22 protein-coding genes are annotated in these 25,856 nt (G+C 59.4%); 9 read left to right on the forward strand and 13 right to left on the reverse strand.

What is annotated here, in order from left to right:
• Nucleotides 1-180 precede the first annotated feature (180 nt).
• Nucleotides 181-630 (reverse strand): MarR family winged helix-turn-helix transcriptional regulator, encoded by a 450-nt coding sequence (locus tag BLP23_RS08345; RefSeq protein WP_092584432.1) that lies wholly within the window; start codon nt 628-630, stop codon nt 181-183.
• Between the two features lie 67 nt (nt 631-697).
• On the opposite strand from BLP23_RS08345, the gene hmgA reads away from it, so the two are divergent.
• The 3 genes from hmgA to maiA are packed head-to-tail and all read left to right on the forward strand — an operon-like array spanning nt 698 to nt 3,777.
• Nucleotides 698-2,053, forward strand: a complete 1,356-nt coding sequence (gene hmgA / locus BLP23_RS08350) for a homogentisate 1,2-dioxygenase (protein WP_092584433.1) — start codon at nt 698-700, stop codon at nt 2,051-2,053.
• A 39-nt stretch (nt 2,054-2,092) separates the two neighbouring features.
• Nucleotides 2,093-3,109 carry a fumarylacetoacetate hydrolase family protein gene (locus BLP23_RS08355; RefSeq protein WP_092584434.1) on the forward strand — a complete coding sequence of 339 codons (1,017 nt, stop codon included), beginning with the start codon at nt 2,093-2,095 and terminating at the stop codon, nt 3,107-3,109.
• Between the two features lie 8 nt (nt 3,110-3,117).
• Nucleotides 3,118-3,777: a maleylacetoacetate isomerase gene (gene maiA / locus BLP23_RS08360; RefSeq protein ID WP_092584435.1), complete on the forward strand. Its 660-nt coding sequence runs from the start codon at nt 3,118-3,120 to the stop codon at nt 3,775-3,777.
• Nucleotides 3,778-3,786: 9 nt separating this feature from the next.
• Here the strand turns inward: maiA and BLP23_RS08365 are convergent, their stop codons facing one another.
• From BLP23_RS08365 to BLP23_RS08375, 3 genes are all read right to left on the reverse strand, one after another.
• Nucleotides 3,787-4,734: a lytic transglycosylase domain-containing protein gene (locus BLP23_RS08365; RefSeq protein ID WP_092584436.1), complete on the reverse strand. Its 948-nt coding sequence runs from the start codon at nt 4,732-4,734 to the stop codon at nt 3,787-3,789.
• A gap of 67 nt (nt 4,735-4,801) precedes the next feature.
• Nucleotides 4,802-5,965 (reverse strand): aminotransferase, encoded by a 1,164-nt coding sequence (locus BLP23_RS08370; protein ID WP_092584437.1) that lies wholly within the window; start codon nt 5,963-5,965, stop codon nt 4,802-4,804.
• A 25-nt stretch (nt 5,966-5,990) separates the two neighbouring features.
• On the reverse strand, nt 5,991-7,022 hold the full coding sequence (locus tag BLP23_RS08375) for a LysR substrate-binding domain-containing protein (RefSeq protein ID WP_092584937.1): 1,032 nt from the start codon (nt 7,020-7,022) through the stop codon (nt 5,991-5,993).
• 166 nt (nt 7,023-7,188) lie between these two features.
• Here BLP23_RS08375 and speB point away from each other — a divergent pair, with 166 nt between their 5' ends.
• The 5 genes from speB to BLP23_RS08400 all read left to right on the forward strand — a co-directional run bounded on the left by speB (nt 7,189) and on the right by BLP23_RS08400 (nt 12,187).
• A complete protein-coding gene (speB, locus tag BLP23_RS08380; RefSeq protein ID WP_092584438.1) occupies nt 7,189-8,280 on the forward strand; it encodes an agmatinase in 1,092 nt (363 codons plus the stop codon).
• A 28-nt stretch (nt 8,281-8,308) separates the two neighbouring features.
• The gene (locus BLP23_RS08385; protein WP_167363848.1) at nt 8,309-9,397 is read left to right on the forward strand and encodes an ABC transporter substrate-binding protein; all 1,089 of its coding nucleotides are present in this window, start codon (nt 8,309-8,311) and stop codon (nt 9,395-9,397) included.
• A gap of 107 nt (nt 9,398-9,504) precedes the next feature.
• Nucleotides 9,505-10,542 (forward strand): ABC transporter ATP-binding protein, encoded by a 1,038-nt coding sequence (locus BLP23_RS08390; protein WP_092584439.1) that lies wholly within the window; start codon nt 9,505-9,507, stop codon nt 10,540-10,542.
• Nucleotides 10,539-11,393, forward strand: a complete 855-nt coding sequence (locus BLP23_RS08395) for an ABC transporter permease (protein WP_092584440.1) — start codon at nt 10,539-10,541, stop codon at nt 11,391-11,393. The genes BLP23_RS08390 and BLP23_RS08395 overlap by 4 nt, the downstream gene beginning before the upstream one ends.
• The gene (locus BLP23_RS08400) at nt 11,390-12,187 is read left to right on the forward strand and encodes an ABC transporter permease (RefSeq protein ID WP_092584441.1); all 798 of its coding nucleotides are present in this window, start codon (nt 11,390-11,392) and stop codon (nt 12,185-12,187) included. Before BLP23_RS08395 ends, BLP23_RS08400 begins: the two co-directional genes overlap by 4 nt.
• 427 nt (nt 12,188-12,614) lie before the next feature.
• On the opposite strand, the gene BLP23_RS08405 is transcribed toward BLP23_RS08400, so the two are convergent.
• The 9 genes from BLP23_RS08405 to melA (BLP23_RS08450) form a co-directional block, all read right to left on the reverse strand.
• Complete coding sequence (locus BLP23_RS08405) at nt 12,615-13,733, reverse strand: HPP family protein (protein WP_092584442.1); 1,119 nt, start codon at nt 13,731-13,733, stop codon at nt 12,615-12,617.
• Nucleotides 13,734-13,800: 67 nt separating this feature from the next.
• Complete coding sequence (locus tag BLP23_RS08410) at nt 13,801-14,691, reverse strand: LysR family transcriptional regulator (protein ID WP_092584443.1); 891 nt, start codon at nt 14,689-14,691, stop codon at nt 13,801-13,803.
• A 196-nt stretch (nt 14,692-14,887) separates the two neighbouring features.
• Nucleotides 14,888-15,343: a hypothetical protein gene (locus tag BLP23_RS08415; RefSeq protein WP_139187039.1), complete on the reverse strand. Its 456-nt coding sequence runs from the start codon at nt 15,341-15,343 to the stop codon at nt 14,888-14,890.
• A gap of 228 nt (nt 15,344-15,571) precedes the next feature.
• Nucleotides 15,572-16,942, reverse strand: coding sequence for an alpha-glucosidase/alpha-galactosidase (gene melA, locus BLP23_RS08425; protein WP_092584446.1), 1,371 nt, complete (start codon nt 16,940-16,942; stop codon nt 15,572-15,574).
• A gap of 22 nt (nt 16,943-16,964) precedes the next feature.
• The gene (locus tag BLP23_RS08430; RefSeq protein ID WP_092584939.1) at nt 16,965-18,632 is read right to left on the reverse strand and encodes an ABC transporter ATP-binding protein; all 1,668 of its coding nucleotides are present in this window, start codon (nt 18,630-18,632) and stop codon (nt 16,965-16,967) included.
• Between the two features lie 10 nt (nt 18,633-18,642).
• Nucleotides 18,643-19,776 (reverse strand): ABC transporter permease, encoded by a 1,134-nt coding sequence (locus BLP23_RS08435; protein ID WP_040115063.1) that lies wholly within the window; start codon nt 19,774-19,776, stop codon nt 18,643-18,645.
• Nucleotide 19,777: 1 nt separating this feature from the next.
• Nucleotides 19,778-20,785: an ABC transporter permease gene (locus BLP23_RS08440; RefSeq protein WP_092584447.1), complete on the reverse strand. Its 1,008-nt coding sequence runs from the start codon at nt 20,783-20,785 to the stop codon at nt 19,778-19,780.
• Nucleotides 20,786-20,902: 117 nt separating this feature from the next.
• On the reverse strand, nt 20,903-22,990 hold the full coding sequence (locus BLP23_RS08445) for an ABC transporter substrate-binding protein (RefSeq protein WP_092584448.1): 2,088 nt from the start codon (nt 22,988-22,990) through the stop codon (nt 20,903-20,905).
• A gap of 120 nt (nt 22,991-23,110) precedes the next feature.
• Complete coding sequence (gene melA / locus BLP23_RS08450) at nt 23,111-24,577, reverse strand: alpha-glucosidase/alpha-galactosidase (protein WP_092584940.1); 1,467 nt, start codon at nt 24,575-24,577, stop codon at nt 23,111-23,113.
• 212 nt (nt 24,578-24,789) lie between these two features.
• Here melA (BLP23_RS08450) and BLP23_RS08455 point away from each other — a divergent pair, with 212 nt between their 5' ends.
• Nucleotides 24,790-25,677 carry an AraC family transcriptional regulator gene (locus BLP23_RS08455; RefSeq protein ID WP_167363849.1) on the forward strand — a complete coding sequence of 296 codons (888 nt, stop codon included), beginning with the start codon at nt 24,790-24,792 and terminating at the stop codon, nt 25,675-25,677.
• Nucleotides 25,678-25,856: the final 179 nt, after the last annotated feature.

Here is a 25,856-nt window from a genome sequence, read left to right on the forward strand (position 1 = left end):
CCGAGAAGATGCGTCATTTGCGGATGTCTGATTCCGCCTATCATCGCTGAGAGCCGCAAAACTCGTCGTCGTGCGGATGCCCAGTGGAGGCGCGGGCCAGTTTCATGCGGCCTTGCAAGACAACGGCAATTCGCCCGCAGGATCTGGACCTGCGGCCCTCCACGCTAGCGCCTATCCGAGCTAACGGCGCCGTTTCACCATGGCAGCCTCCACAGCAGTCAAACCGGAGGAAAGCGCCTTCAGGCCCTCTTCGCCAAGAAGGGACGCTACTTCCGCCGAATAATGAAGGGCGAGCATCGTCAGTTCGCGATAGGCAGTGCTTCCGGCAGCCGTCAGCTCAAGATATTCGACGCGGCGGTCGTCCTGGTGCTGCGTCCGCTTCAGCCAGCGGCGTCTCTCAAGTGAAAAAACCGCCCGGCTGACCTTGGTCTTGTGCATCGTCGAATGAACGCCGACCTCCTTTGCCGTCATACGCCCTGAACTCCCAAGTGCTGCCAGCGTGCGCCACTCCGGCCGCGTCAGGCCATATTTGGCCTTGTAGGCGGCGGCAAAGCGCAGGGCGATGAATTCCGCGGCGCGATTGAGGCGAAACGGCAGGAACTGCTCGAGATCGAAATCACCGGTGTCCATGGCTTCCTTGATAGTTACAAAATCGACAGTTACGTTTGTAACTATATCTGCAGAGGAGGTGCAAGCGATGCTGGACAAGACGAGGAGCACGGCTGCCGATGCCGTCGTCAACAATCCGAAATACATGCCGGGCTTCGGCAATGATTTCGAGACGGAGTCCCTGCCCGGTGCGCTGCCCCAGGGCCAGAACAGTCCGCAGAAATGCAATTACGGGCTTTATGCCGAGCAATTGTCAGGCTCGCCTTTTACCGCGCCGCGCGGCACCAACGAACGCTCCTGGCTCTACCGCATTCGCCCGAGTGTGCGCCACACAGGCCGCTTTTCCAACGCCAGTTATCCCTTCTGGAAATCAGCGCCCTGTCTCGATGATCATTCGCTGCCGCTCGGCCAGCTGCGCTGGAACCCGATCCCGGCGCCGGCCGACGAACTCAACTTCCTCGCCGGCATCCGCACGATGACAGCGGCCGGCGATGTCATGACCCAGACCGGCATGGCGACGCATGCCTATGTCTTCAATGCCGACATGGTTGATGACTACTTCTTCAATGCCGATGGAGAATTGCTGGTCGTGCCGCAGCTTGGCGCCATTTGTGTGTTCACCGAAATGGGCATCATCGACGTCGAGCCTTTGGAGATCTGCCTTATTCCTCGTGGAATGATCTTCAAGGTAGCGCGCCTCGGCGAGGGTCCCGAGTGGCGTGGCTATATTTGCGAGAACTATGGCGCCAAGTTCACGCTGCCGGATCGCGGACCGATCGGTGCCAATTGCCTCGCCAACCCGCGCGACTTCAAGACGCCGGCGGCCGCCTACGAAGACAAGGAGATCCCGTGCCGTCTCCACGTCAAATGGTGCGGCAAGTTTTATGCGACAGGAATCGGCCATTCGCCACTCGACGTGGTGGCCTGGCACGGCAACTATGCGCCGTTCAAGTATGATCTGCGCACTTTCGCGCCCGTCGGCGCAATCCTCTTCGATCATCCGGATCCATCGATCTTCACCGTGCTGACGGCGCCTTCGGGCGAAGAGGGAACGGCCAATGTCGATTTCGTCATCTTTCCACCACGATGGCTGGTGGCAGAACATACATTTCGTCCGCCCTGGTACCACCGTAACATTATGAGCGAGTTCATGGGGCTCATCCATGGTCAATACGATGCCAAGGCGGAGGGTTTCGTGCCGGGCGGGATGAGCCTGCACAATATGATGCTGCCGCATGGGCCAGACTCCACGGGCTTCGAAAAGGCATCCAGCGTCGATCTGCAACCGGTGAAGCTCGACCACACGATGGCCTTCATGTTCGAGACCCGCTATCCGCAGCAACTGACACGATACGCAGCCGAGCTTGAGACGCTGCAGGATAACTATCTCGAATGCTGGGACGGTCTGGAGCGCAAATTCGACGGAACGCCCGGCATCAAGTGAAGCCGTTTACCGGCTATTCAAAAAACGGAAATCAAACGCATGAAGCTTGCAACGCTCAAGGATACCACCCGTGATGGCCGCCTGGTCGTCGTTTCCAAAGACCTCAGCCGATGCTCCGATGTGAGCCATATCGCCCGCACGCTTCAGGCCGCGCTCGACGACTGGGCACACGCTGCGCCACGCCTAGCGGCGGTTGCGGAGGGTCTGGAAACCGGCGCGCAGCCAGCCATGCGATTTCACGAGCACGATGCCGCATCACCGCTGCCGCGCGCTTATCAATGGGCGGATGGTTCAGCTTACGTCAACCACGTCGAGCTGGTTCGCAAGGCGCGCAACGCGGAGATGCCAGAAACCTTCTGGACCGAGCCTTTGATGTATCAAGGTGGCTCCGACAGCTTTCTTGGCCCGCGCGACGCCATTTTGATGGCGGACGAATCCTATGGTATCGACATGGAGGCGGAGATCGCTGTCATCGTCGATGACGTGCCAATGGGCTCCACGATCGACGAAGCGCGTAGCGCCATCCGGCTCGTCATGCTCGTCAACGATGTTTCCCTGCGCGGATTGATCCCGGCCGAGCTTGCAAAAGGCTTTGGATTCTTCCAGTCAAAACCCTCCTCTGCATTCTCGCCGATTGCGGTGACGATAGACGAGCTTGGTGATGCCTGGGATGGCGGCAAACTGCATCTGCCGCTCCTCGTCGACCTCAATGGCCAGCCCTTCGGGCGCGCTAATGCCGGTATCGACATGACATTCGATTTCGGTCAGCTCATTGCCCACGCTGCCAAGACGCGACCGCTCGGCGCCGGCACCATCATCGGCTCCGGGACGGTCTCCAACAAGCTGGACGACGGGCCGGGCAAGCCGATCTCGGAAGGAGGCGCCGGCTATTCCTGCATCGCCGAGATCCGCATGATCGAAACGATCGGGACCGGCGCGGCCGCAACGCCCTTCATGCGGTTCGGCGATACCGTCCGCATCGAGATGAAGGATGTCCATGGGCGCTCGATCTTCGGAGCCATCGAGCAGGTCGTTGCGAGATACGAAAGGCAGTGAGCGCAGACATGGCCAGCGAAACCGTTCTTTTCGACTACTGGCGCTCTTCGGCAAGCTATCGCGTCCGGATCGCACTCAACATGCTGGCAATCCCTTATCGGTCGGTTCCCGTCGATCTCCTGGCAAGCCAACACAAGCAGGCGGCTCATCTCGCGCGAAATCCCCAGGGTCTGGTGCCCGTGCTTGCCATCGACGGCGAGATGCTGACCCAGTCGCTCGCCATCATCGAGTATCTTTCGGAAACGCGGCCGAATGCAGGCCTGCTGCCCTCGGATGCTTTGGGTCGCCAGCGCGTCAGGGCCCTTTCTTATGCCATCGCAATGGACATTCATCCTATCTGCAATCTGAGCGTCGTTTCCCACGTCATGCAGCAATCGGACGATCCGCACGCTGCCCGGCTGGCATGGATGGGCAAATTCATCCGCGAGGGCCTTGACGCTTTCGAGCGTATGTTGAGGGCGCCGGAGGCCGGTGAGTTCTGCCATGCAGATCAGCCTACGATGGCTGACCTTTGCCTCGTGCCGCAGATCTACAATGCCCGGCGCTGGAACGTCGATCTTTCCGCCTACCCGCGCGCGGCAGCCATCGCAGAAAAATGCGAAAGGCTGCCTGCCTTTGCTGCGGCTCATCCCGATCGGGCGGCGGGCCCGAACTTTCCGGCAAAATAGAAAAAGCCCTTATTCATTCTTGAATACCAGGCAGACGCCGCCGCGCTTGCGCACCTCGGTGCAGACCTGATTTGCCTCCGTCCTCGTTTGGCGCGCAACGCGAGCCACATAGCGCGGCCGGTAACCGAAGCTGCGGTCTCGCTGGCGTAGAATTAGTGGTTTTTCGGCGTTTAGAGGCGCCGGCAACTTGTAAACGTCTTCCAGAAAAAGACTACGCGCTTCCGCAGGATCGAAGTGCGCGGCCAGCTGCGCGCCCCAGGGCGCCCACTCGCCTTCGGGCTGCCAAGGCGTATTCTTTAAACGGCGGCTTTCGGCAAGAGCAGTACAAGCCTCCAGGAACGTCTTGTCCTTATCGAGTTCCGGCGCTGCTTTGTCGGGCGGGCTGCTCTTCCATTCTTCAATGCTGTGTGCGGTGATCGCCGTGACATAGCTTCGTGTTTCGAAAGGCAACGCGCCATGTTCGAGGAATGACGAAAGGCTGTTTTCGCCGGCATTATAGGCTGCCGCTGCAAGCCCCAAATTGCCGAAACGGTTACGCAATTCATTCAGATAGGACGCCGATGCCTGCAGCGCGCTGAGCGCATCATAGCTGTTTTCTAGGCCGCGCAATTTGGCAGTGTCCGGCATGAATTGCGCAATCCCTTGAGCGCCTTTCGGACTGAGCGCATCGGGGCGAAAACGGCTTTCCCGCCAGATGAGCCGTGCAAAATAGTCAGGAGGAAGTCGGTTAGCGCGCGCAAGATGATCGATGGCCATGCAAATGTCGGCGCTGAAGCTCTCCTTTCTGACGCAAAGGGCCGGCCCGCCTGCCGAAGCCTCTAGAGAATAAAGGCATGCCGGCGGCGCGGCACGCCATTCGGGCTGGGAATGTCCAGGGTGGCTGCCAAAAAAAGTGGCAATGAGCGCACCTGCGATCGGCGCAAGTCTTTCGGCTGCCTTCCCTATGGAGCGCCTCATCGGTGCCCTCTCCCCTACTCCATCGGATCGTCGGGGCGAGACTATCACAAAATTGCGCGCAAGCCGCCTATCGCAGACGCTCGTGCAACTGCGAGATCACGCCAACTTCGGCATTGGCGAAGGCAAGCCGGAGATAGTCCTCCTGTCCCTCGCCAAAATAGCTTCCGGGGATACAGATCACCCCGGCTTCCTTCGCCAGCTTTTCCGCCACCTCGGCGGAAGGTGTGTTGCCGTAAGGATGCCGGATGAAGGCAAAGTAGGCGCCGACGGCGGCGATCGACCAGCCGTCCGTTGCTGCCATGACCGCTTTCAGCGCATCGGCGCGGCGGGAGATTTCCAGTCGATTTGCCACGCGCCAGTCCGCCAGAATTGGAAGCGCTGCCGCTACGGCGACCTGAGCCGCCCGCGGGGCGCAGATCTGCATGTTGTCCATGATCTTCGTGATCTCGCCGAGGATGCGCGGACCTGCTGTGATCGCCCCCAATCGATGTCCCGGAATACAGAAGGATTTGGAGAAACTGTAGAGGAGGACTAGCGTCTCTTCCCAGCCCTCGATGGAGAGCAGGTCGTGCGGTGCTCCGGCATCGGTCGGCAGAAAGTCCCGATAGGTTTCGTCCAGGATCAGCCACGCTCCATGTTTTTGGCAGAGCTGAAAGAGTTCGCGAAGCAGCGCCGGCGGGTAAACAGCACCGGTCGGATTGTTCGGCGAAACGACCGCAAGGCCACGCGCTCCCGACAACAGGGCCTTTTCTGCCGAGACCAGGCTGGGCAGAAAGCCTTTTTCGGCATCGCAATCTACGAGAACACGTCCGATCCCTAGCATCGAAAGCGTGGTTTCGTGGTTGAAATAGAAGGGATTGGTGAGCGCCATCGTCTCGCCCGACTTGGCAAGCGCGATGGTGGTGCACATGAAGGCCTGGTTGCAGCCCGAGGTAATATGGATGTTGGCGGCAGAAACGCTTGCGCCATAGACCGCCGACACATGTGTCGCATAAGCCTTTCTGAGCACCTCCTCCCCCTCGATCGCCCCGTAGCCGGTCATGGCCGGAGAGGCGGCCGCCTCGCCGAGGAGCCGTAGCATCTCGGGATGGGCCGGATAGCCGGGTACAGCTTGGGACAGATCAATCAGCGGCCCTTTGGCACCATCATAGTCACTTGCCCAGGCAAGTACGGAGGGGATGGGCGGCGGCGACAGACGGACGACCAGCGGATTTGGATGAGCAAGCGGCATTCCAGGGCTTTCCTTGAAAGATCGATCAGGATTTCAAACGGCGCTTGACGGGCCGTTGTGCCGCAGCGCGCGCGCGGGAGACAGGCGTGAAGCTTTCAGCCGCCCCCGCCAAGGCGTCAACGCGTCCGCGCCCGCGGATCGCACGCCGGGCGGACGCCTGCGGTTCTGCTCCGCGGTCGCTTTCGAGCGCCGAGAAAAACCAGTCGACAAAGACCTTGACGATCGGCGCGGAACGCACTTCGTTTCGGCAGGCGACATAAAAGGCATCATTGGCAGGAACGGAGAGATCGAAGGGCACGACGAGTTCGCCTTGAGCAATCAGGCTACCGGCCGTAATCGTATCGCCAAGTGCGACCCCCTGCCCGCTCAAGGCCGCCTCCGTCGAAAGGCGCGCATCGCTCATGAAGTGCTGCCTGCCCCGCGCCATGTCCAGCGCGTCCGCTGCCGCCAGCCACGTGTTCCATTCGCGTCCATCGTCGCCGTGAAGCAGAACATGGTCGCGCAGATCGCGCACCGAACGCACTGCCCGGCTGTTCATTAAGGTTGGACTGACGACCGGAAAAAGCTGCAGGTTGCTCCAAAGACGCGCCCAGCAGTCCAGCCAGGTCCCGTCACCATAGAGAATACAGACATCGATATCCGGCGAGTAAAGCAGCTCAGGATCATTGGAGGCGACGAGCGTCAGGCTGATATCGGGAAACTGTTCGCTGAACTGGTGCATGCGCGGGATCAGCCAGAAGGACAGCAAGGCCGGAACGCATGAAATTCTAAGGCTCCCGCTTGTCGACGGACGGGTCACCAGGGCCGTTGCCGCCGCAATGTTCTCGAATGCATGTGTCAGAGCCGGCAACAGCAGGGCAGCCTGCGGCGTAAGCTTCAGCCGTTTACCATTGCGCTCAAAGAGCGGCGTGCCGAAGACCGCCTCCAGCGCCTTGATCTGATGGCTGACGGCACCATGGGTAACATTGAGCTCGCGCGCAGCCGCCGAGACCGAGCCCCGGCGGGCAGCCGCCTCGAAAGCACGCAGAGAATTCAGAGGCGGCAGTCGGTTGAACATGGCAATCTGCATGTGAATAAATCTCACGCTTACTGCTATAACAATGTGAGTTGCATTTCCAACCTTTTTGTTGGGTAATGCAGAAAAAGCAAGAACGACGAGGGGAATGACGTGAGGCCGCAGCAAGGTTCCGCTTCCCCGCCGTTAAGACAAGAGGTGAACCGGAATGGTCTGGAATCAGACGAAGCTCGAAGAACTGCGCGCAAAATTTGCCGACAGCCATGGCGGCGAAATATTCGATCCCGACTTTCGCAAGGTAGCCGACAAGATCTTTTCAAAAAGCGGCACGCGCCTTGCGCCCTATGCCGGGGTTCCGACATTTCTCAGCGCACCCTATATGCAGGTTGCCGCCGACGAGCCGGATTTCGGCAATCTGCAGGTTGCAATCACCGGCGTTCCGATGGATCTCGGCGTCACCAACCGTCCGGGATCGCGCTTCGGACCGCGGGCACTGCGCGCAATCGAGCGCATTGGTCCTTATAACCATGTGCTGGGCACGGCGCCGCTGTTTGATTTGCGCGCAGCCGATATCGGCGACATCCCCTTCCAGAGCCGTTACCGACTGGAGCTTAGCCATGAGGACATCGAAAAACGCATCGGCCAGATGGTCGATGCAGGCGTCGCACCGCTTTGCGTCGGCGGCGATCACTCGATAACTCACCCGATCCTCAAGGCAGTCGGCAAGAAGCAGCCGGTCGGCATGATCCACATCGATGCGCATTGTGATACCGGCGGCGCCTTCGACCAGACAAAATTCCACCACGGCGGTCCATTCCGCAATGCCGTTCTCGACGGCGTGCTCGATCCGACACGCACGGTGCAGATCGGCATCCGCGGTTCGGCAGAATATCTCTGGGAGTTTTCCTACGAATCCGGAATGACCGTGATCCACGCCGAGGAGGTGGGCGGCATGGGCATGTCCGCGATCATCGAGAGAGCGAAGGAAATCGTCGGCGACGCGCCGACCTATCTCTCCTTCGACGTCGACAGCCTCGACCCGAGCTTTGCGCCCGGCACCGGCACGCCGGAAGTCGGCGGCCTGACGACACGGGAAGTTCTGCAATTGATCCGCGGCCTGAAAGGGATCAATCTTGTCGGCGGAGATGTTGTCGAGGTGGCCCCGCAATATGACGCGACGACGAATACCGCCCATGCCGGCGCCCAGGTCTTGTTCGAAATCCTGAGCCTGATGGTCTTCAGCCCGTCCATCGGCAGCAAGGCGGCTAAAAATCGGCAACGACCGGAAACTGCAACATGACAGACCAAACAAAAGAGGGAACAAAGCCATGAAAACCATTCTCGACAAGGCGGTCAGCCGCCGAAACCTGCTGGCAACCGGCCTGGCCGCCACCAGCATTCTCGCCATGCCCTCCATTTTGCGGGCGCAGGACAAGTCGCTGAAAGTCGGCGTCTATGGCGGCTACTTCAAGGATTCGTTCGACAAGAACGTCTTCCCGGAATTCACCAAGGCGACCGGCATTGCGGTCGAATCGGTTGCCGAACCGACAGGCGAGGCCTGGCTCGTGCAGCTGGAGCAGGCTGCCAAGGCCGGCCAGGCGCCTGCCGACCTTTCGATGATGTCGCAGGTCGCAATGCTCAAGGGCCAGGCGACCGAGCTGTGGACGCCGATCGACACAGCAAAGCTCAAGAACGCCTCCGGCCTCATCGACCGCTTCGTCAACAAATATCCGGATGGCCGTGTTGCCGGCGTCGGGGCCGTTGCGTGGTACATCACGCTCGTCACCAATACCGACGTCTTTAAAGAAGCGCCGACCTCCTGGAATGCCCTTTGGGACCCGGCAAATGCCGACAAACTCGGCTTGCTTGCCCTTGTTTCCAACTCGTTCCTGCTGGAAGTGACGGCCAAGACACATTTCGGCGGCACGAACGCACTCGATACGGAAGAGGGTCTTTTGAAGGCGTTCGAAAAGCTTGCCGAGGTGAAGCCAAATGTCCGCCTGTGGTATCGCGACGAGGCACAGTTCGAGCAGGCGCTGAAGTCCGGTGAGATCCCGATGGGACAGTATTATCACGACGTCACCGGCCTTGCGGCCGCCGATGGTTTCCCAGTCCGCTCGACGTTCCCCAAGGAAGGCGGCATCCAGGATTCCGGCTGCTGGGCGTTGTCGCGTGCCTCCAAGAAGACGGAAGAGGCACATATTTTCATCGACTACATGTGCCAGCCGGCCATCCAGGCACTGATGTCGCGCAAGGTAGGCACCGCGCCAACGATCAAGCGCGAGTTGCTTGACCTGACCGACAAGGAGTTTGCAGCCGTCGCCTCCGACATCGAGCCGATTACGCCGCGCTACGATCTTTATCAGACCAAGTCCGATTGGCTGAACCAGAAGTGGACGGAACTCATCGTCGGTTGAGCTTTCGAGACTGAACGCCCCATAACAACGCATGCGCCTTGCGCCTTTGACGGCCGGGGCCTATGCGGGGGCAGTCGTCCTATGCACGTGGCCCATGCGGGGGATTTATGTCCGGACTAGCACTCAACAATATCACCAAACAATTCGGCGCCTTCACCGCCGTCGACAATGTGCAGCTCAACGTTCCCCATGGCACGTTCGTCTGCCTGCTCGGACCCTCCGGCTGCGGCAAGACAACGCTGCTGCGCATGATAGCCGGTCTCGACATGCCGACGAGCGGCGCCATTGTGCTCGACGGCAACGACATTACGGCCGTCCCGACCCACAAGCGCGATCTGGGGATGGTGTTTCAGTCCCTCGCGCTTTTCCCTCACCTGACCGTCGGCGAAAACATCGCTTATCCGCTGCGGATCCGTGGCACGGCCAAGGAAGCCCAGAAGAAGCGTGTCGATGAGCTGCTGTCGCTGATCCATTTGCCCGGCTATGCAGACCGGCCCGTGAACAAGCTTTCTGGCGGCCAGCGCCAGCGTGTCGCAATTGCCCGTGCACTGACGATTTCGCCGAAGCTCTTCCTGCTCGACGAACCGCTGTCGGCCCTCGATGCAAAACTGCGCGAGGCCATGCAGGTGGAACTCCGGCAGCTGCAGCAGACGCTTGGCATCACGACGATCGTCGTGACCCACGACCAGCGCGAAGCAATGACGATGGCAGATACCGTTGTCGTCATGAACAGTGGCGAACTGCGCCAGGCAGCAAGCCCGATCGAGATCTACCGCCGTCCCGCCGACCGCTTCGTCGCCGATTTCATCGGCTCGACCAACCTGCTCACGACAGAAGCCGACAGCGCCGGCCGCGCAACGGTCTTCGGCAAGGTCATCGAAGGCGTTCTGCTTCCGCCCGGCCTTAACAGGGCAACGATCTCGGTGCGGCCGGAGGACGTGCATCTGACAGCGCCAGGCGGCGACACTATTGCTGGCAGGGTAACCTTCATTCGCGATCTGGGCGGCACGATCGAGACCTTCCTCGATCTATCCGGAACACAGGTCGTCGCCGTTTCGACGCCGCGCGAAAGGCCGGCCGTCACCGTGGGCCAGGAGGTTGGCGTCAAGCTCTCGCCGGAAGTCTGCGTGGTACTGCAAAAATGAGGCGTGAACCACCACAAAGAATTGCCGATTACTGGCCGCTTGCCTTCCCGGCCGGAATGCTGACGGTCTTCTTCGTCATTCCTTTCGCAACGATGATTGCCGTCAGCTTTTTCCAGCGGCAGCAGGGCGGCTTTTACACGCCGGCCTTCGTATTCGACAATTACGCCCGCTTCGTCAGTCTGTTTTTTGGCAGGGTGCTAGGCTTTTCGCTGATGCTTGCAATTGCCGTCGCGATCTGCTGCATCGTGCTTGGCATTCCATTCACCTATCTGCTGACGCGCATGGGACGCAAAGCCCAGGTGATTTGGCTGGTGGCGCTGCTGGCGATCCTTTCGCTTTCCGAAGTCATCATCGGCTTTGCGTGGTCGACGTTGTTCTCACGCACCGCCGGCATCACCAATCTGCTTGTCATGGCAGGCCTCATGCAGCAGCCCGTGGCTCTGACGCCGAGCTTCGGCGCGGTACTGGCCGGCATGGTCTATCAGGCCCTGCCTTACACGATCCTGATCCTCTATCCCGCGCTCATTCGGCTTGACCCAACCTTGACGGAAGCGGCGCGCACGCTCGGCGCATCGCCGGTCAAGGCATTTTTCACTGTCGTCCTACCGACATTGCGCAACACCATTATCGCAACGCTCATCATGGTCTTCATTTTTGCGCTCGGCTCCTATCTGCTGCCACAGATTCTCGGCCGTCCGTCGCACTGGACCTTGTCTGTGCTGATCACCGATCAGGCCGTCTATCAGTCGAACATGCCCTTCGCCGCCGCAATGGCCGTCTTTCTGGTGCTGGTGACGCTTGCCATGGTCGGGCTGACGGTGCTGATCGGCCGGAAGGGAGATGCGGCATGAACACGCTGCTCCGCCGTCTTTATTTTTCGCTCATCGGACTTTTCCTGGCGGCACCCATGATCGTCGTTGCCGGAGTATCTGTAAATGCGAAACAGAGCCTCACCTTCCCGCCCCAGGGCTTTTCGCTTGGCTGGTACGGTGAGATATTCACCAATGCGGAATGGCGCAACGCGCTTTTTGCGTCGCTCACGCTTGCGGTTCTGTCCGCAGCACTTGCAGTGCTCATCGCTTTGCCGCTTGCCTGGTTCTTGTGGCGGAGAATTGCGCCATGGGCGAACATCTTCCAGCTTTTGGGCGTCGCGCCTTTCACCCTGCCACCCGTCATTACCGCACTCGGCCTTTTGACTTTCTGGGCAACGACCGGCTTTTACGGCGCACCGTGGACCGCCGTGATCAGCCACGCGATCTTCTTCGTCACATTGCCACTGGTGACGCTGTCGCTCGGCTTCACCGCAATCGATCGCTCCTTCGTCGAAGCGGCGGCGACGATGGGGGCGAATGAGCGGACGATATTTACGACGGTCGTCTTACCGCTGATCCGGCCCTACCTGATTTCGGGTTACGCCTTTGCGTTTGTGCTTTCGCTGAACGAATACATCGTCGCCTACATGACCGTCGGCTTTACGATGGAAACCCTGCCGATCAAGATCTTCAACGCGCTGCGCTATGGCTATACGCCGACCATGGCCTCGGTGACGGTCCTCTTTGTCGCAATCGCAGCGCTCGTCTTCGGCGTCATCGCGCGCTTCGGCGATCTTCCGAAGTTGCTGGGTGCGATGGCGGCCGAAAAATGAATGACAATAACCGCCCCGGTTTCATCGCATCGTCAAGCGGCCATCAACGGCACATTGGCTACCGGCAACGTAGGAGGCGTCGCCAAAAGTAGAGCCGCCTCCCCGAGCGATCCGATACGACCGACGGGCACCGCACGTTGCTGAGGAGCTCGTCTTCGAATCGTGCTCGCAAGTCGCTTGCACGGGAACTCCTGCGGCAAATGCCGTGCTTGTCTGCGCAAGGTGACCGTTACTGACACCCGTCACAACGCTACCGCCTTCGGCGGCAATTCTCGTTGGTCCGGCAAGTCCGATGCGCTTGTACCTCCGGTGACAAGAACGCGCTTGGCCGTTAAAAGACTGCCATTGAGAAGTCCTCTGGGCCGGGCTGGCGCGAGCGCGCATCTGATGTTGCTTGGGCCAGTGCCGATGAGAACGTCGCCCGGCTTTAGGCGACACTCTGTCGGGCGACGCGGTCCGTCGGAACGAGACGCGCCATTGCAGCGAGAAGATCGGTCTGCGAGATCAGCCCGATGATCTGCCACGCCTGGTCGATCACGACAACGGCGTGCGTTTTCCCGTCGCTCAGGACTGGCAAAAGGCCGAGCGCAGGCGCGTCAGCCGAAGTTGTCGCCGGTGCCGACATAAGAGCCTCAACCGGACCGGACGCAAAAGCGAGTTCTCGAAGTCCGACGCTCCCTACGAGCTTGCCGTCAGGCTGTTTGACCGGCAGTGTGCGGACATTGTGCCGAAGCAGCAGCGCATGCGCCACCTCAACAGTGGTGTCGGGGCTGACTGCAATGACATCACGCGACATGATGTCTGAGCATTTCAGGTCCTTGTTGGACCGCACCGTCGCTTGAATTTCGACTTCTCGCAAAAGCCGGCTCAGATCTGCACGATCGATGTCGAACGTTTCCTTCAGCACCTGGAGCGCCGCATCGACGTCCTCCTCACGAAATCCGACCCGCAGGTTTGCGGGCGGATCCTTGGTATGATGCGTGTTGGCCGCGTTGACGACGACATGCGGATAATTATGCCGGGACAGCTTGTGAAACAGAAGTCCAAGTGCCACCAGGATGCACGAATTCAAGCCCACCGGCACGAACGGGAAGAGCAAACCCCAACTTGCGACAGGCGCACCGCCGAGGACTGCGGTCAAGGCCGCCGCTCCGCCGGGTGGATGCAGGCAGCGGGTGAACGACATTGCCGCAATCGCAAGCGCAACGCCCACACCAATTGCGATGATTGGGTCATGAATTAGATTTGCGGCAATAACCCCCATGAAAGCAGAAATCGTGTTTCCACCGATAATCGGCCAAGGCTGCGCCAATGGGCTTGACGGAACAGCAAAGAGCAGCACAGCCGAAGCCCCCATCGGCGCGACAATCAGCGGAAGGTGAGGGCCCTCGCCGAGGAGGCCACCGCAAATGAGGCCCGTGAGGGCGATGCATGCAAGCGCACCCACACATGAAACCAGTCGCTCACGAAGTGTCGCACCGGCAAGGATGGGCGTAAACAGACGAAAACGCCAGCCGGACAAGGCTTCACGATGTGGGAAACGCATAGATCACCTGTGGAATTGTCAATGAGATGTGCCCACACCCGACAAGAGGATCGGGCGATGGCACCGGTTATGAACTTGCCCCATCTGCGGAAAGAAGGGCCGTTCGAAACGTATCCAGCTCTGAAGACCGTGCATTCTTACGTGTGAGAAACGAGGTTTGCGCTGAACCCGCAACCACCGTCTGGATCATGTCACGCGACACCTGCAACTGCGACAGGATCGAGGCTGGAACGACACCAACGGCGCCTCCTGCAAGGACACTTGCAGCCACGGCGTGGTAAGATGACATCTCGATCGTCATGAACGGCGGAGGACGGCCAAGCCAATCGTCGGCCATGCGCCGATAGGTGCATCCGGCTTCAAGGGCCGCGAGTGTGCCAACGGTGATCTCCGTGGCATTACGAACTGGCGGATGATCCGGAGGAAGAATGATCAGGACCTCCTCGCTCCAGAGCGGCGCGAGCTCAAGCTGGCAAAAATCAACGTCGGCAAGCCAGGCGGCTGCATGCTTGCCGATGGGCAATGCGATCAAGGCACAATCGAGTTCCTCTGCCAAAACGGCGCGGGCGAGATCCCGCGTCGCACCCATTGTCAGCCGAAGAGAAATATGAGGAGCAACGGTTGCGAAGCGTGGCAGAATGTGCGGTAGCCGGCTTGCCGCCGTGCTCTCCATTGTACCGACACGCAAAGTCGCCGGCCGGCCGGAGGCCGACAACGAATGGCGCGCCTCGTCAGCCAATGCCGCCATTCGCTTGGCGTAAGACAAAAACAGCCGCCCTTCGCGCGTGAGGGTCATCTGCTTTCCATCCCGATTGAAGAGCAAGACACCGAGATCCTCCTCCAGCTGCTGGATTCGCGTCGTAACATTGGAAGCGACGCGCCCAAGCGCCGCGGCAGCGCGCGTCACGCTTCGATGTTCGGCGACGGACAGAAAGACACGGAGCGACGGAAAATCCACGTAAAGTCTCGATTTCAGAATATTGAGCCGCTATTATTCTCATAAACAGAATACGATCAAGTCGCTGTAGAGAACGGATTTTTCAAAATTTCAGCTGCTGCTGAGAAGGAAATTGCGCAACTTGCCGAATGCTCGCAGCTTGACGATGCCAGCCGGGGCGCGCTCGACCTCGCTTGGGGCGCCGGTCGCGATGCGTTTAACCGTCAGCGGCACGCAAGGAACTCATTCGCCACTGAGCGGCTCCTGCATGCTCTTTGAGCATTGAGCGCAATATATCGGCAGCGCCGGCATGACGCCAGGGAGCAACGCACGGCAAACAAATGGCACGCCACTTGCTTTGCCATGCGCGCGTTCTTTTTGAAAGGTTCCGGTCGATGGTATTGCCTTTTGTTTTTCTGAGCATCGCAATCGGCTTCAGCGTGAGGGGATGCTTGCCGGCTTTCGCCGCGTATCCCGAGATGGCTCCACGGAAAATCACGCTCACCATGCTGGCGTCAGCCATCTGCATCTCGGCCCTCGCTCTGGCCTTTTCCGGCCGCGGCGTCTTGCTGGGAGGCGCGATTTTGGCGTCCGGGCTCGCTGTTGCTTCGGTTACAAGAACAATTCTTCGCCCGGCCACCATGGTCGCAATCGCGGCGACCTGCCTCGTCATTTACCTTTATCTTTCGCCTGCGCAGATCATATAAGAAAAGCCGTAAAACGTCCTGAGGCGCAAAGCTTCACCCCAATCGTGATCCGCACGCGCGGGCGTGCGGTTTTGGAACTTTCACCTTTTTGGGGAGACATTACGAGGCAAGTGGCGGATCCGGCAGGCTGAAGGCGAGGCCGGCGACAAGCCTCGCCGGCCTAAACGAGCTGCCCGAAGGGCGTCGCTTGCACACTAGGCTGCCTGCCCCTTCTTGGCTGCTCTTGCCCAGGCCGGCAGCCAGTCACCGTGGGTGGAAAGAAGATCGTCGACGAGCGACCAGATCTGGTCGAGGTCGAGTTCAGCTGCGGTATGCGGATCCATCATCGCAGCGTGGTAGATGTGTTCGCGATCTTCCGTCATCAGTGCCTGGACGGTGAGCTCCTGAACATTGATGTTGGTGCGGATGAGCGCTGTCAGCTGTGTCGGCAGGTTGCCGATGAAGGTTGGCTGAATGCCCGAGGCGTCGACCAGGCAAGGCACTTCGGCGGCGCAGTTTGCCGGCAGCGAGGTGATGCAGCCGTTGTTGCGGACATTGCCGTAGACGACCGACGGTTCGCCAGTCCAAACCGAGTTGATGATGGAGGAAGCATATTCCTTCGATTGTTCGACCTCGATCTTCTCGGCCGAGCGGTAGGCTTCGGCCTGTCCTTTCCAACGTTCGATCTGCTCGATGCAACGCTTCGGATATTCGTCGAGCGGAATGCCGAACCTCTCGATCAGGTCCTCTCGGCCCTCTTTGATGAAGTAGGGCGTGTATTCGGCAAAATGCTCCGAGCTCTCGGTGACGAAATAGCCAAGGCGTGTCAGCATCTCGTAGCGCACCTTGTTGGGGCAGCGCGGGTTCCAGCCTGGCTTCGGGGCACGGCCTTCACGATAGGCGCGGACAAGATCGGGATAGAGGTTCTTGTAGGAACCATCCGCCTGCCGGTGCTCGAACGTCAGATAGAAGGCCATATGGTTGATGCCGGCCGAGCGATAGCGGATTTCCTCATATGGAATGTCAAGGTCATGCGCCAGCTCCATGGCCGTGCCCTGGACGGAGTGGCAGAGGCCAACCTGCTTGATTGCCGGATATTTTTCCGCAATCGCCCAGGTGTTGATGGCCATCGGATTCACATATTGCAGCATGATCGCCTCCGGGCAGACGGCGAGCATGTCCTCGCATATCTTCCAAAGGTGCGGCACGGTTCTAAGCCCGCGCATGATGCCGCCAACGCCGAGTGTGTCGGCAATGGTCTGGCGCAGACCGTATTTCTTCGGCACTTCGAAATCGGTGACGGTACAGGGCTCATAGCCGCCGATCTGGAAGGCGACGACGACGAAGTCTGCGCCTGTCAGCGCCTTGCGCTGATCGGAGTAAGTTTCAGCCTTGGCCCTTGCCCCCAGCGTCGAAATCAGCTTGTTGACAACGACGGCGCTTTCTTCGAGACGCTGCGGATTGACGTCCATCAGCGCGATCGTGGCGCCCGACAGCGCCGGACGCTGCAAGACGTCGCCGACGATGTTCTTCATGAAGACGGTGGAGCCTGCTCCGATAAACGTGATCTTGGGATTTCGTGCCATTATAACCTCCGGCATTCGGCAATCATGCTACCTCGAAAGCGGCTTTAACCAGCCGTTCGGTGTAGGCGGTCTTGGGATTGGATAGAACTTCGTTGACGGGCCCCTCTTCCATGATGCGGCCATGCTGCATGACGATCACCCGGTGGCACAGCGCCCGCACGACCTTAAGATCGTGCGAGATGAAGAGGTAGCTCAGGCCCCGCTCGTCCTGCAGCCTGCGCAAGAGCTCGATGATCTGCGCCTGGACGGAAAGATCGAGCGCCGACGTCGGCTCATCGAGCAAGATAAATTCAGGTTCGAGGGCGATAGCGCGGGCAATGGCGATGCGCTGTCGCTGGCCGCCGGAGAATTCATGCGGGAAGCGCGAGAGAATATGGCCCGGCATGCCGGCCGCAATCAACGCCTCGCGCACCCGGTCCATGCGCTCGGCTTTAGTCGCGCCTAGCCTGTTGACGACCAGCCCCTCCTCGATGATCTGGCCGATTGTCATGCGCGGGTTAAGCGACGAGAACGGATCCTGGAAGACGATCTGCATGCGCGATCGTAGCGGCCTCATCTCGGCGCGCGAGCGGCCGTGGATGGGCTGGCGGTCGAAATAGATCTCCCCGCCGTCCGGATCGTTCAACCGGACCAACGCCTGACCGAAGGTCGTTTTGCCGGAACCGGATTCGCCGACGAGACCAAGCGTCTCATGGCGGCGAAGCGTGAGGCCCAGGCTGTCGACAGCGACAAGTTCCTTCATCTCCGGCTTGAAGAACGTGCCGTGGCGCAGCATGAAGGAAACGCGCACCCCCCTGGCATCAAGAATGATCTCGGAATTTTCCGGCAATGGGTTGGCCTGCCCGCGCGGCTCGGAGCCGAGCAGATGCTTCGTGTAAGAGTGCTGAGGATTGGCAAAGAGCCTTTCCGTCGTGTTGTGCTCCCGCATCTCGCCATGCTGCATCACATAGACATAGTCGGAGAACTTCCGCACGACCGTGAGATCGTGGGTGATCAGGATCACCGCCATGCGCAGTTCCTTCTGCAGGTTGCGGATAAGGTTCAGGATCTGCGCCTGCACGGTGACGTCCAGCGCTGTCGTCGGTTCGTCGGCGATCAGGACGTCCGGATCGTTGGCGAGCGCCATGGCAATCATCACGCGCTGGCGCTGGCCACCTGACAGCTGATGCGGATATTGCTTCAGCCGGGCTTCGGGATCGGGAATTTGCACGTGCTTCAAAAGCTCCAGTGCCCGCGCTTGCGCCTGCCGGCGGCCGAACTTCTGGTGTACACGGATTGCCTCGACGATCTGACTGCCGACCGTATAGATCGGGTTGAGCGAGCTCATCGGCTCTTGGAAAATCATCGAGATACGGTTACCGCGCAACTTGCGCCGGGCGCTTTCGGAAAATTTGAGGATATTGGCGCCGTCATAGTCGATGGCCGATTTCGGCGAGACAACGGCGCGCTTCGAAAGAAGCCCCATGACCGTGCGCGCGGTTACCGATTTTCCGGATCCGGACTCACCGACGATCGCGATCGTCTCTCCGCGATAGAGCTGAAACGAGATATCCTTGACCGCCTCGACGAAGCCGTCTTCGACCTTGAAGTTCACCGCGATATTGCGCGCGTCGATGATTGGACTTTCCTTGCGGCCATCATGATCATGGCGGACGGCCGGCGCAACGGAATTGACGAGAGAAAGGGCCATCTTCACCACCTCAATAAGGATCGACTGCGTCGCGCAGGCCATCGCCCAGCGCATTGAAGGCAAAGACGGTCACAAGCACAAAGCCGACAGGGGCAAGGATCCAGGGATAAGTGCCGATGACGGAGTAATTCGCCGTATCCTGCAGCATGAGACCCCAGGAGATCAGTGGCGGCTTCACTGCAAAGCCCAAGAAACCGAGGAAGGATTCGAGCAGCACGACGCTCGGGATGTGGAGTGTCACCGATACGATCACGTGGCTCATCACGTTCGGAAAGATGTGCTGAAAGATGATGCGCCGGTCAGTCGCGCCGACGGCCATCGCCGCCCGCACATAGTCGATGCGCGCCAATGCCAGCGTCTTGCCGCGAACCTCCCGCGACATCTGCGCCCAGCCGAGTGCCGACATGACGACGATGACGAAGGCAAGGAAGACGTTGGTCGGAGCCGTCACCGGGATAAGCGACGTCAGCGCCAGATAAAGCGGCAGTTGAGGAAATGCGAGAACCAGTTCGACGAAGCGCTGAACCCAGACGTCGAATGTGCCGCCGAAGTAACCGGAGACCATACCGACGGTCGTGCCGACGAGCGTGACGATGAAGACGACGGTGAGAGCGATCACCAGCGAAATGCGCGAGCCGATGATCGCGCGCGAAAGCACGTCGCGTCCAAATTTGTCGGTGCCGAGAAAATGGACCGGCTGGCCATCTGTCGAACCGAAGAAATGCCGGTTCGCCGGGATGAGGCCGAAAAGCTTGTAGTCCGCCCCTTTCACGAAGAAGCCGAGGTAGCGGGGATTGTCATAATCCGGACCGACGATCGGCTGGAAGGTGACGGGGTCGAGTTCTTCTGAATCGGCGAGTGCATAGACGCGCGGCTGAAAGACGAAGTTGCCATCCTTGTCGTGGAAGCTAATGGCCTGCGGCGGCGCGAAGCCGACATCGGTTGCCTTCGGATCCATCGGCGCGAAAAAATCCGCAAAGACGGCCATGATGATCAGCAGCCCGACGAGGATGAGGCCCATCATGCCTGTCCAGGAGCGCTTCAAACGGCGCCACACGAGCGCGATGTAGCTTTCGTTGCCGTGCGGTGGCTTCTTGATGGTTTCTTCGTGCGGTGGTGGCAGGGAGGAGTCGAAAGCGAACATATCAGGCTCCAACAGACTGACGGACACGCGGGTCGAGCAGGGCAAGCAGCATATCGGCGATGATGTTGCCGACAATCAGCGTTGCCGACAGCACCATCATGAAGGTCGCGGTAACATAGACATCGCCAATCGCCATGGAACCGACGATGGCAGGACCGACGGTCGGCAGGGCGAAAATGATCGCCGTCTCGATTTCTCCCGTCAGCATGTAGGGAAGAACGACGCCCTGGTACATGACGAGTGGATGCAGCGCGTTGGGCACCGCATGGCGCATGACGACCGCGCTGCCGGTCAACCCTTTCGCCTTGGCCGTTTCGACATATTGCGCGTTCAGCGTATCAAGGAGATTGCCGCGCATGACGCGCATATTGTAGGCGAGTCCCCCGAATGTGGCGATCGCAACGACTGGCCAGACATGACTGACCAGATCGACGAACTTCGCCCACGACCATGGCGCGCCGCCATATTGCGGCGAAAAGAAGCTGCCGATCTCGGAAATGTTGAATTGAAAAACCAGCAGGTAGACGATGATCAGCGCCATCAAGAAGCGCGGCACCGTCATGCCGAGAAATGAAATGCCGGAAAGAAGGCTGTCGATCCAGGAATATTGGCGTGTCGCCGCCCAGATGCCGAAACTGATGCCGAGCACGGAGGCAAAGAGATGGCACACGAGGGCCAGGAGCAGCGTGCGCGGCAGGCGCTCTCCGACGACGTCGGCAACCGGCTTGTTATAGTACATGCTGTAGCCGAAATCGCCGCGGGTGACGATGCCGCCGATCCAGTTGAAGTATTGGATGACCATCGGTTGATCAAGGCCGTGCTCGACGCGGTAGGCCTGGGCCTGCGCCTCCGCCTGCGCATAGGAGGCTCCGCTCTGGTTGATGAGTTGGGAGCGGATGTAATCGGAATAATCGCCAGGCGGTGCCTGAATGATCGCGAAGGTCACCACGCTCAGGATGAAGAGCACAGGGATCGCTGAGGCTATGCGCACGAGCAGGAATCGTAACATCGGACGGTTCGCTTCTCCTTGCCGCCAGTCGCTCTTGGGCAGCGCGGCCGGCTTGTTGGTTATGACCGGCCGCGCGCCACGCGCGGCCGGAAGCTCACTTTCATTTGGGAGGGAGCTCTAGTTCAGCGGACCCTTTTCTCCCGGCTTGCCGGGAAGTTGCTCGGGGAAAAGTTCATATTTCTGCTGCTTGTCGGCAGCCACCCACAGGCGTTCGCGGATGACGGAATCTTCAGCCCAGTTGAACATGAAGATCGGTGTCCCCTGCGGGATGTTCGAGAAGCGCTTGTTGATGATCAGTGCCCCCGGATATTCGGTGAGGCCGACGGTGTTCACGTGCTCCGTCGAAATCTTCTGATACCCCTTCATCAGGCTGACCCGCTCCTCGTTATCCTGGCTTGTCCTGAACTTGTTGACGATATCGACAAGCTCTTTTTCGAAGGGCATCAAATCGAGCTGGTCGTCCTTGCCGGCACGGTGATGCCAGCTGGTGCGCGGGCCGACAGGGGCGAGTTGCTCTGTATTTTGCACGACCGAAGCCAGTTCCGTGGTGTTGCGCTGGATCAGCCAGTCGAAGCGGCCGGCATAGTGCGCATCATCGCGCTTCGGTCCGTCGAGCGCATTGATAATGATCTTGAGGCCTAGCTTCTCCATCTGGCCGACGACGCCTTCTGCGAGGCTCTTGTCGGTGGCATAGTCGTTGTTGACGAGCAGCACGATTTCGACGTTCTTTCCGCCCGCCTGCCCGGCGGGGAAATTCACGAAGCCGTCGCCATCCGTATCCTTCAGGCCCGACTTGGCAAGTCCGGCCTTCGCGCCCTCAAGGTCGTATGGATAGTAGAGCGTCGATTGCCGATCGTAAAAACTCGTCCCGGAGGACAAGCCGCCGGCGTAGATGGCCGTGAACGGTCCCTTGACGAGCGAATCGCCGATGGCTTTGCGGTCGAACGCCATGGTGACAGCCTTACGGAAATCCTCGTTGCGGTTCAGCTCGCGGATCGCCTGGCCACGCGCATCCGGATCGCCCCAGCCGTTGGCCGAGAAATTCATACGCAGGTTATAGCCAATCAACCGGGGGCCGAAGGCGAGACGGGCGGGTGCCGTTTTTTCGGCAGCACGTTTCAGCGAAGCAACGAAATTCTCAGGCTGTTCGAGGTTCGAGAAGTCGCCCGAGCCGGCGACCGCCTGAACGTCACGGTCCGCCCAGGTCGAAAGCTTGTAATGCAGCTCGTTGAGATAGGGGAGTTGGTTGCCCTTTTCGTCGACCTTCCAATAATAGGGATTGCGGCGCAGCACGATGATGTCATCCGGGCGGTATTCGACAGGCACCCAAGCGCCCATCACCGGCATGTTCATATATTCCGGGGGGAACGCATTCTTGAACTGGACGTACGTGTTCTTCGAATATTTGGGATGCTGCGGCTTCAGGACATGCGATGGACCCGGGCAGAAGTTGGGATAGGCCATCGTGTAGAGATATTGCTTCGGGAAGGCCTCCTTGAAGGTCCATTCGACGGTATAATCATCGATCTTCTTCAGCGTCGTGCCGGTGCCGAAGGCTTCTGGCGATGCGCCCCCGCCGAGAGGCGAGACATTCGGGTCGATAACCTCGTCTTCCCAGTAGAACATGATGTCGTCGGCGTTGAAGGGGGCACCGTCTGACCACTTCGCACCTTCGATCAGATGCATCGTCAGCTTGTGGCCGTCCTCGGACCACTCCCAGCTCTTGGCAAGGTTCGGCAGCGGCTCGGTATCCTTGGCCTCCACCTGGAACAGCGGCGCGGTGCGCGTCAGGCATTCCGAAAGGCCGATATCGATACCGCCCCAGCCCTGAGTCTGGCCCGCGCCGTAGTTCCACCCTTCCGGCCGCCCGCCGATGACATGGCGCATGGTATCGCCGTATACGCCGATACCATCGGGCATGTTTTCGGTCTTGAAGACCAGCGGCTCTTTTGGAAGCCGATCCTTGACCGGGGGAAGCTTGCCGGTATCGACGAAATTCTTCTTCACCCAGTCGGGTTCGTTATATTCTGGTAACGCCTTGAACTCCAAAATGGAGTCGCGGGCAACGTATTTGATCTTGCCTTCAGCGGGAAACGGCGCGGGCTCCGGCGGAATGGTCGGTTCGGATGCATAGGCATTCATGGCCGCGGCCGAGATGCTCAGCGTTAGTCCGGCGAGAATGCCAATTTTGCGAAAATGTCTCATCGTCTCTCCCTCTTGTTCGGAGCGCTTGCGCTCTCCGGTTCTCCTCTAGCGGCGTGAAATCGGGTCTGAGGCGACGGCTTTTCCTCCCGGAAAACCGCCGCAACCTGCCTTCCACGAAGTTCAGACGGCCTGTTTCAAAGCCGCCTTTTCGGCGCGCAGCTCCTCGATCGAGCGCACGCTGCGGCGTGCAGCGCCGGCCCAATCACGCGTCTTCACGCTCGATTTCGACAGGCGCTCCTGCGCAGCCGGCACGGCGTCGGCATATTGCGGCAGCCAGCGGGCTTGAGCCACGACCATTTCATCGACCATCTGCCAGACCTCTTCGGGCGTCGAGACGGCACCGACCAAGGGGTCGTGCAGCACCGCAAGCTTCAAAAGTTCGATATCGCCGCTGATCGCCGCATGGACGGACATGCGCTGAACGTTGATCGACGAGATGCACGTTGCCGCACAGGCTTCCGGAAGGGTGATGCCGGAGACCATGTTGATGCCGAAGCGATCGACGAAGCCGGGCGACTCGATGACGGCGTCGGCCGGCAAGTTGGTGATGACGCCATTGTTCTTGACGTTGAAGTGGCCGCGATAGACCCGGTTGGTCTCCAACGCCTCAAGGATATGGCTTGCATGCTCGTTGGAGCGTCTGGACGGATCGATCGGCTTCGACGCCGATTCAAGAAACTGCGGGAACTCCGTCTCGAACCAGTTGCGCGTTTCAGTCGAGTGACGGAGATAGCCGCCGGTCTCACCGTGGATCCAGTCGGACATGTCGATCCACTTGGTAATTTCCTCCGGACGCTTGCGATACCACGGCAGATATTCGGAAAGGTGCCCGTTGCTTTCCGTCGAATAGACGCCGAAGCGCTTCAAGACATCAATGCGCAGCTTCTCCTGCTGCGAATAAACCGGATGCGCTTCGAACGCCGCAAAAAGCTCGTCCTTGCCGATCTTGCGGCCGTTGAGGCGCAGGTCAATGAACCAGGTCTGATGATTGATGCCGGAGCAGACATAATCGAGATCCGAAAGCGACCTTGCGCCGAGAACCTCGGCAATCTGTTCGGCCCCGTGCTGCACCCCGTGGCACAAACCGACGGTATCGACCTTGCCATATTCGATCGCAGCCCACGTATTCATCGCCATCGGGTTTGCATAATTCAGGAATTTCGCGCCGGGTTCAGCGACTTCGCGGATGTCCCTGCAAAAATCGAGAATGACGGGAATGTTGCGCTGCCCATAAAGGATGCCACCGGCGCAGATCGTATCACCGACGCATTGGTCGATGCCATATTTCAGCGGAATACGGATATCGTCGGCATAGGCTTCGAGACCCCCGACGCGCACGCAGCTGATGATGTAGCGAGCGCCTTCGAGCGCCTTGCGGCGGTCGGTCGTTGCCGTGACCCTGGTCGGCAGCTTGTTCGATTGAACGATCTTGTCGAGGATCGCCTTGATCATCTGAAGGTTATGTTCACTGATGTCCGTCAGCGCGAATTCGACATCCTTGAACTCGGGAACGCACAAGATGTCCGTAAACAGCTTCTTGGTGAAGCCGACGCTGCCTGCCCCGATGATAGCGATTTTGAAACTCATAATCTTCACCTCAATCTGATCAAATGCTAGGTAAAAGACGGGCAGGAGAGGAAAGACCACATGGCGGCGCATGCAGTCCGAAAAAGCATAAATAACGCCTATATTTCCTCCCGGCCGTTCTCTCGACCGCGATCTCTTCCTCTTATGAAGGGGGATTATGCGGATATTCGCGGAGGTGGCCAGAGAAGGATTATGCTTTCGAGGGTAATTTTGTGCTGCGGGATTTGATCGCCAACGGCCAGTCCATGAGGACAATCTCACTGCCGCGCGGGCGCCAGCGCCTGCACGCCATGCCGACGAGTGCTGGCTATGAGGTGCGGGAAAACGAAGTCTACGACTGGGACGGCAGGCGGCGCGGCCAGACTCCCTTTACCGTGCTGCAGCACACAATCAGCGGCACGGGTCGCCTGCGCTACCAGAACCGCAATTACAGGCTCCAAAGCGGCGATACACTCTTGGTTCTCGTGCCGCACAATCACCGCTACTGGCTCGAAAAGGGCGACCGTTGGGAATATTTCTGGATATCGATGCACGGCGAGGAGACGCTGAGAATCCACAAGATGGTTCTTGGGCTTGCCGGTCCGGTTCTAAGGCTCCAGCCATCGACCATTGATCATCTCGCCGACTGCGGCCTTCGCCTTGTCAAGGGTGCTTCAACGCCCGGAGCAGCGTCGGCGATCGCTTATGAAGCGGCCATGGCGCTATATGACGATGTCTTCGGTTCTCCCGCTTTTGCGGCAGACCTCAGCGCCATGCAGCCGGTGATCGATCATATCCACGCCAATCTCGACCAGCCGTTACCGGTGAGCGAACTTGCGGGCATCGTCGGTCTCAGCCGCGCGCATTTTTCCCGCAGTTTCGCCGAAAGCGAAGGCATGCCGCCTGCCGAATATGTGCTGCAACAAAGGCTGCAGCGTGCGGCAAAACTTTTGACGAAGGCCGACTTCCTGCCGGTCAAGGAAGTCTCGATCATGTGCGGCTTCGAAGATTCCAACTATTTTTCCAAGGTCTTCCGCCGCGTTTACGGCATCACGCCCACAGAGTTTCGAACCACCGGCATGTATGCAAGCATCGGCAATGCCAGACATCGATCGGCATGATCAGGCCCCGGGCTGACATCTCAGCGCGTCGCCGCCGGAAATGACACAGGGAAATTTCCGTATGGCCTGCTTGCTTGTAAAGACATCGGGGAGAGTTTTTTCAATCCGGAGGACCGGACAGAACCTATATTTTTTGATCAGTGATCCAACCTTGACACCAAATGAATGTGACTTAATCT

This window comes from Rhizobium mongolense subsp. loessense (assembly GCF_900099775.1).
In the GTDB taxonomy this organism is placed as follows: domain Bacteria; phylum Pseudomonadota; class Alphaproteobacteria; order Rhizobiales; family Rhizobiaceae; genus Rhizobium; species Rhizobium loessense.

What these genes read in the sequence shown, in the direction of transcription:
- BLP23_RS08370 (WP_092584437.1), bottom strand. Translation starts at nt 5,965, where the DNA reads ATGCCGCTTGCTCATCCAAATCCGCTGGTCGTCCGTCTGTCGCCGCCG.
- melA (WP_092584446.1), bottom strand. Translation starts at nt 16,942, where the DNA reads ATGGCACGAAATCCCAAGATCACGTTTATCGGAGCAGGCTCCACCGTC.
- hmgA (WP_092584433.1), top strand. Translation starts at nt 698, where the DNA reads ATGCTGGACAAGACGAGGAGCACGGCTGCCGATGCCGTCGTCAACAAT.
- BLP23_RS08430 (WP_092584939.1), bottom strand. Translation starts at nt 18,632, where the DNA reads ATGGCCCTTTCTCTCGTCAATTCCGTTGCGCCGGCCGTCCGCCATGAT.
- speB (WP_092584438.1), top strand. Translation starts at nt 7,189, where the DNA reads ATGGTCTGGAATCAGACGAAGCTCGAAGAACTGCGCGCAAAATTTGCC.
- BLP23_RS08345 (WP_092584432.1), bottom strand. Translation starts at nt 630, where the DNA reads ATGGACACCGGTGATTTCGATCTCGAGCAGTTCCTGCCGTTTCGCCTC.
- BLP23_RS08355 (WP_092584434.1), top strand. Translation starts at nt 2,093, where the DNA reads ATGAAGCTTGCAACGCTCAAGGATACCACCCGTGATGGCCGCCTGGTC.
- melA (WP_092584940.1), bottom strand. Translation starts at nt 24,577, where the DNA reads ATGAGTTTCAAAATCGCTATCATCGGGGCAGGCAGCGTCGGCTTCACC.
- BLP23_RS08395 (WP_092584440.1), top strand. Translation starts at nt 10,539, where the DNA reads ATGAGGCGTGAACCACCACAAAGAATTGCCGATTACTGGCCGCTTGCC.
- BLP23_RS08385 (WP_167363848.1), top strand. Translation starts at nt 8,309, where the DNA reads ATGAAAACCATTCTCGACAAGGCGGTCAGCCGCCGAAACCTGCTGGCA.
- BLP23_RS08375 (WP_092584937.1), bottom strand. Translation starts at nt 7,022, where the DNA reads ATGTTCAACCGACTGCCGCCTCTGAATTCTCTGCGTGCTTTCGAGGCG.
- BLP23_RS08405 (WP_092584442.1), bottom strand. Translation starts at nt 13,733, where the DNA reads ATGCGTTTCCCACATCGTGAAGCCTTGTCCGGCTGGCGTTTTCGTCTG.
- BLP23_RS08415 (WP_139187039.1), bottom strand. Translation starts at nt 15,343, where the DNA reads ATGACGAGGCAGGTCGCCGCGATTGCGACCATGGTGGCCGGGCGAAGA.
- BLP23_RS08390 (WP_092584439.1), top strand. Translation starts at nt 9,505, where the DNA reads ATGTCCGGACTAGCACTCAACAATATCACCAAACAATTCGGCGCCTTC.
- maiA (WP_092584435.1), top strand. Translation starts at nt 3,118, where the DNA reads ATGGCCAGCGAAACCGTTCTTTTCGACTACTGGCGCTCTTCGGCAAGC.
- BLP23_RS08440 (WP_092584447.1), bottom strand. Translation starts at nt 20,785, where the DNA reads ATGTTACGATTCCTGCTCGTGCGCATAGCCTCAGCGATCCCTGTGCTC.
- BLP23_RS08445 (WP_092584448.1), bottom strand. Translation starts at nt 22,990, where the DNA reads ATGAGACATTTTCGCAAAATTGGCATTCTCGCCGGACTAACGCTGAGC.
- BLP23_RS08435 (WP_040115063.1), bottom strand. Translation starts at nt 19,776, where the DNA reads ATGTTCGCTTTCGACTCCTCCCTGCCACCACCGCACGAAGAAACCATC.
- BLP23_RS08400 (WP_092584441.1), top strand. Translation starts at nt 11,390, where the DNA reads ATGAACACGCTGCTCCGCCGTCTTTATTTTTCGCTCATCGGACTTTTC.
- BLP23_RS08365 (WP_092584436.1), bottom strand. Translation starts at nt 4,734, where the DNA reads ATGAGGCGCTCCATAGGGAAGGCAGCCGAAAGACTTGCGCCGATCGCA.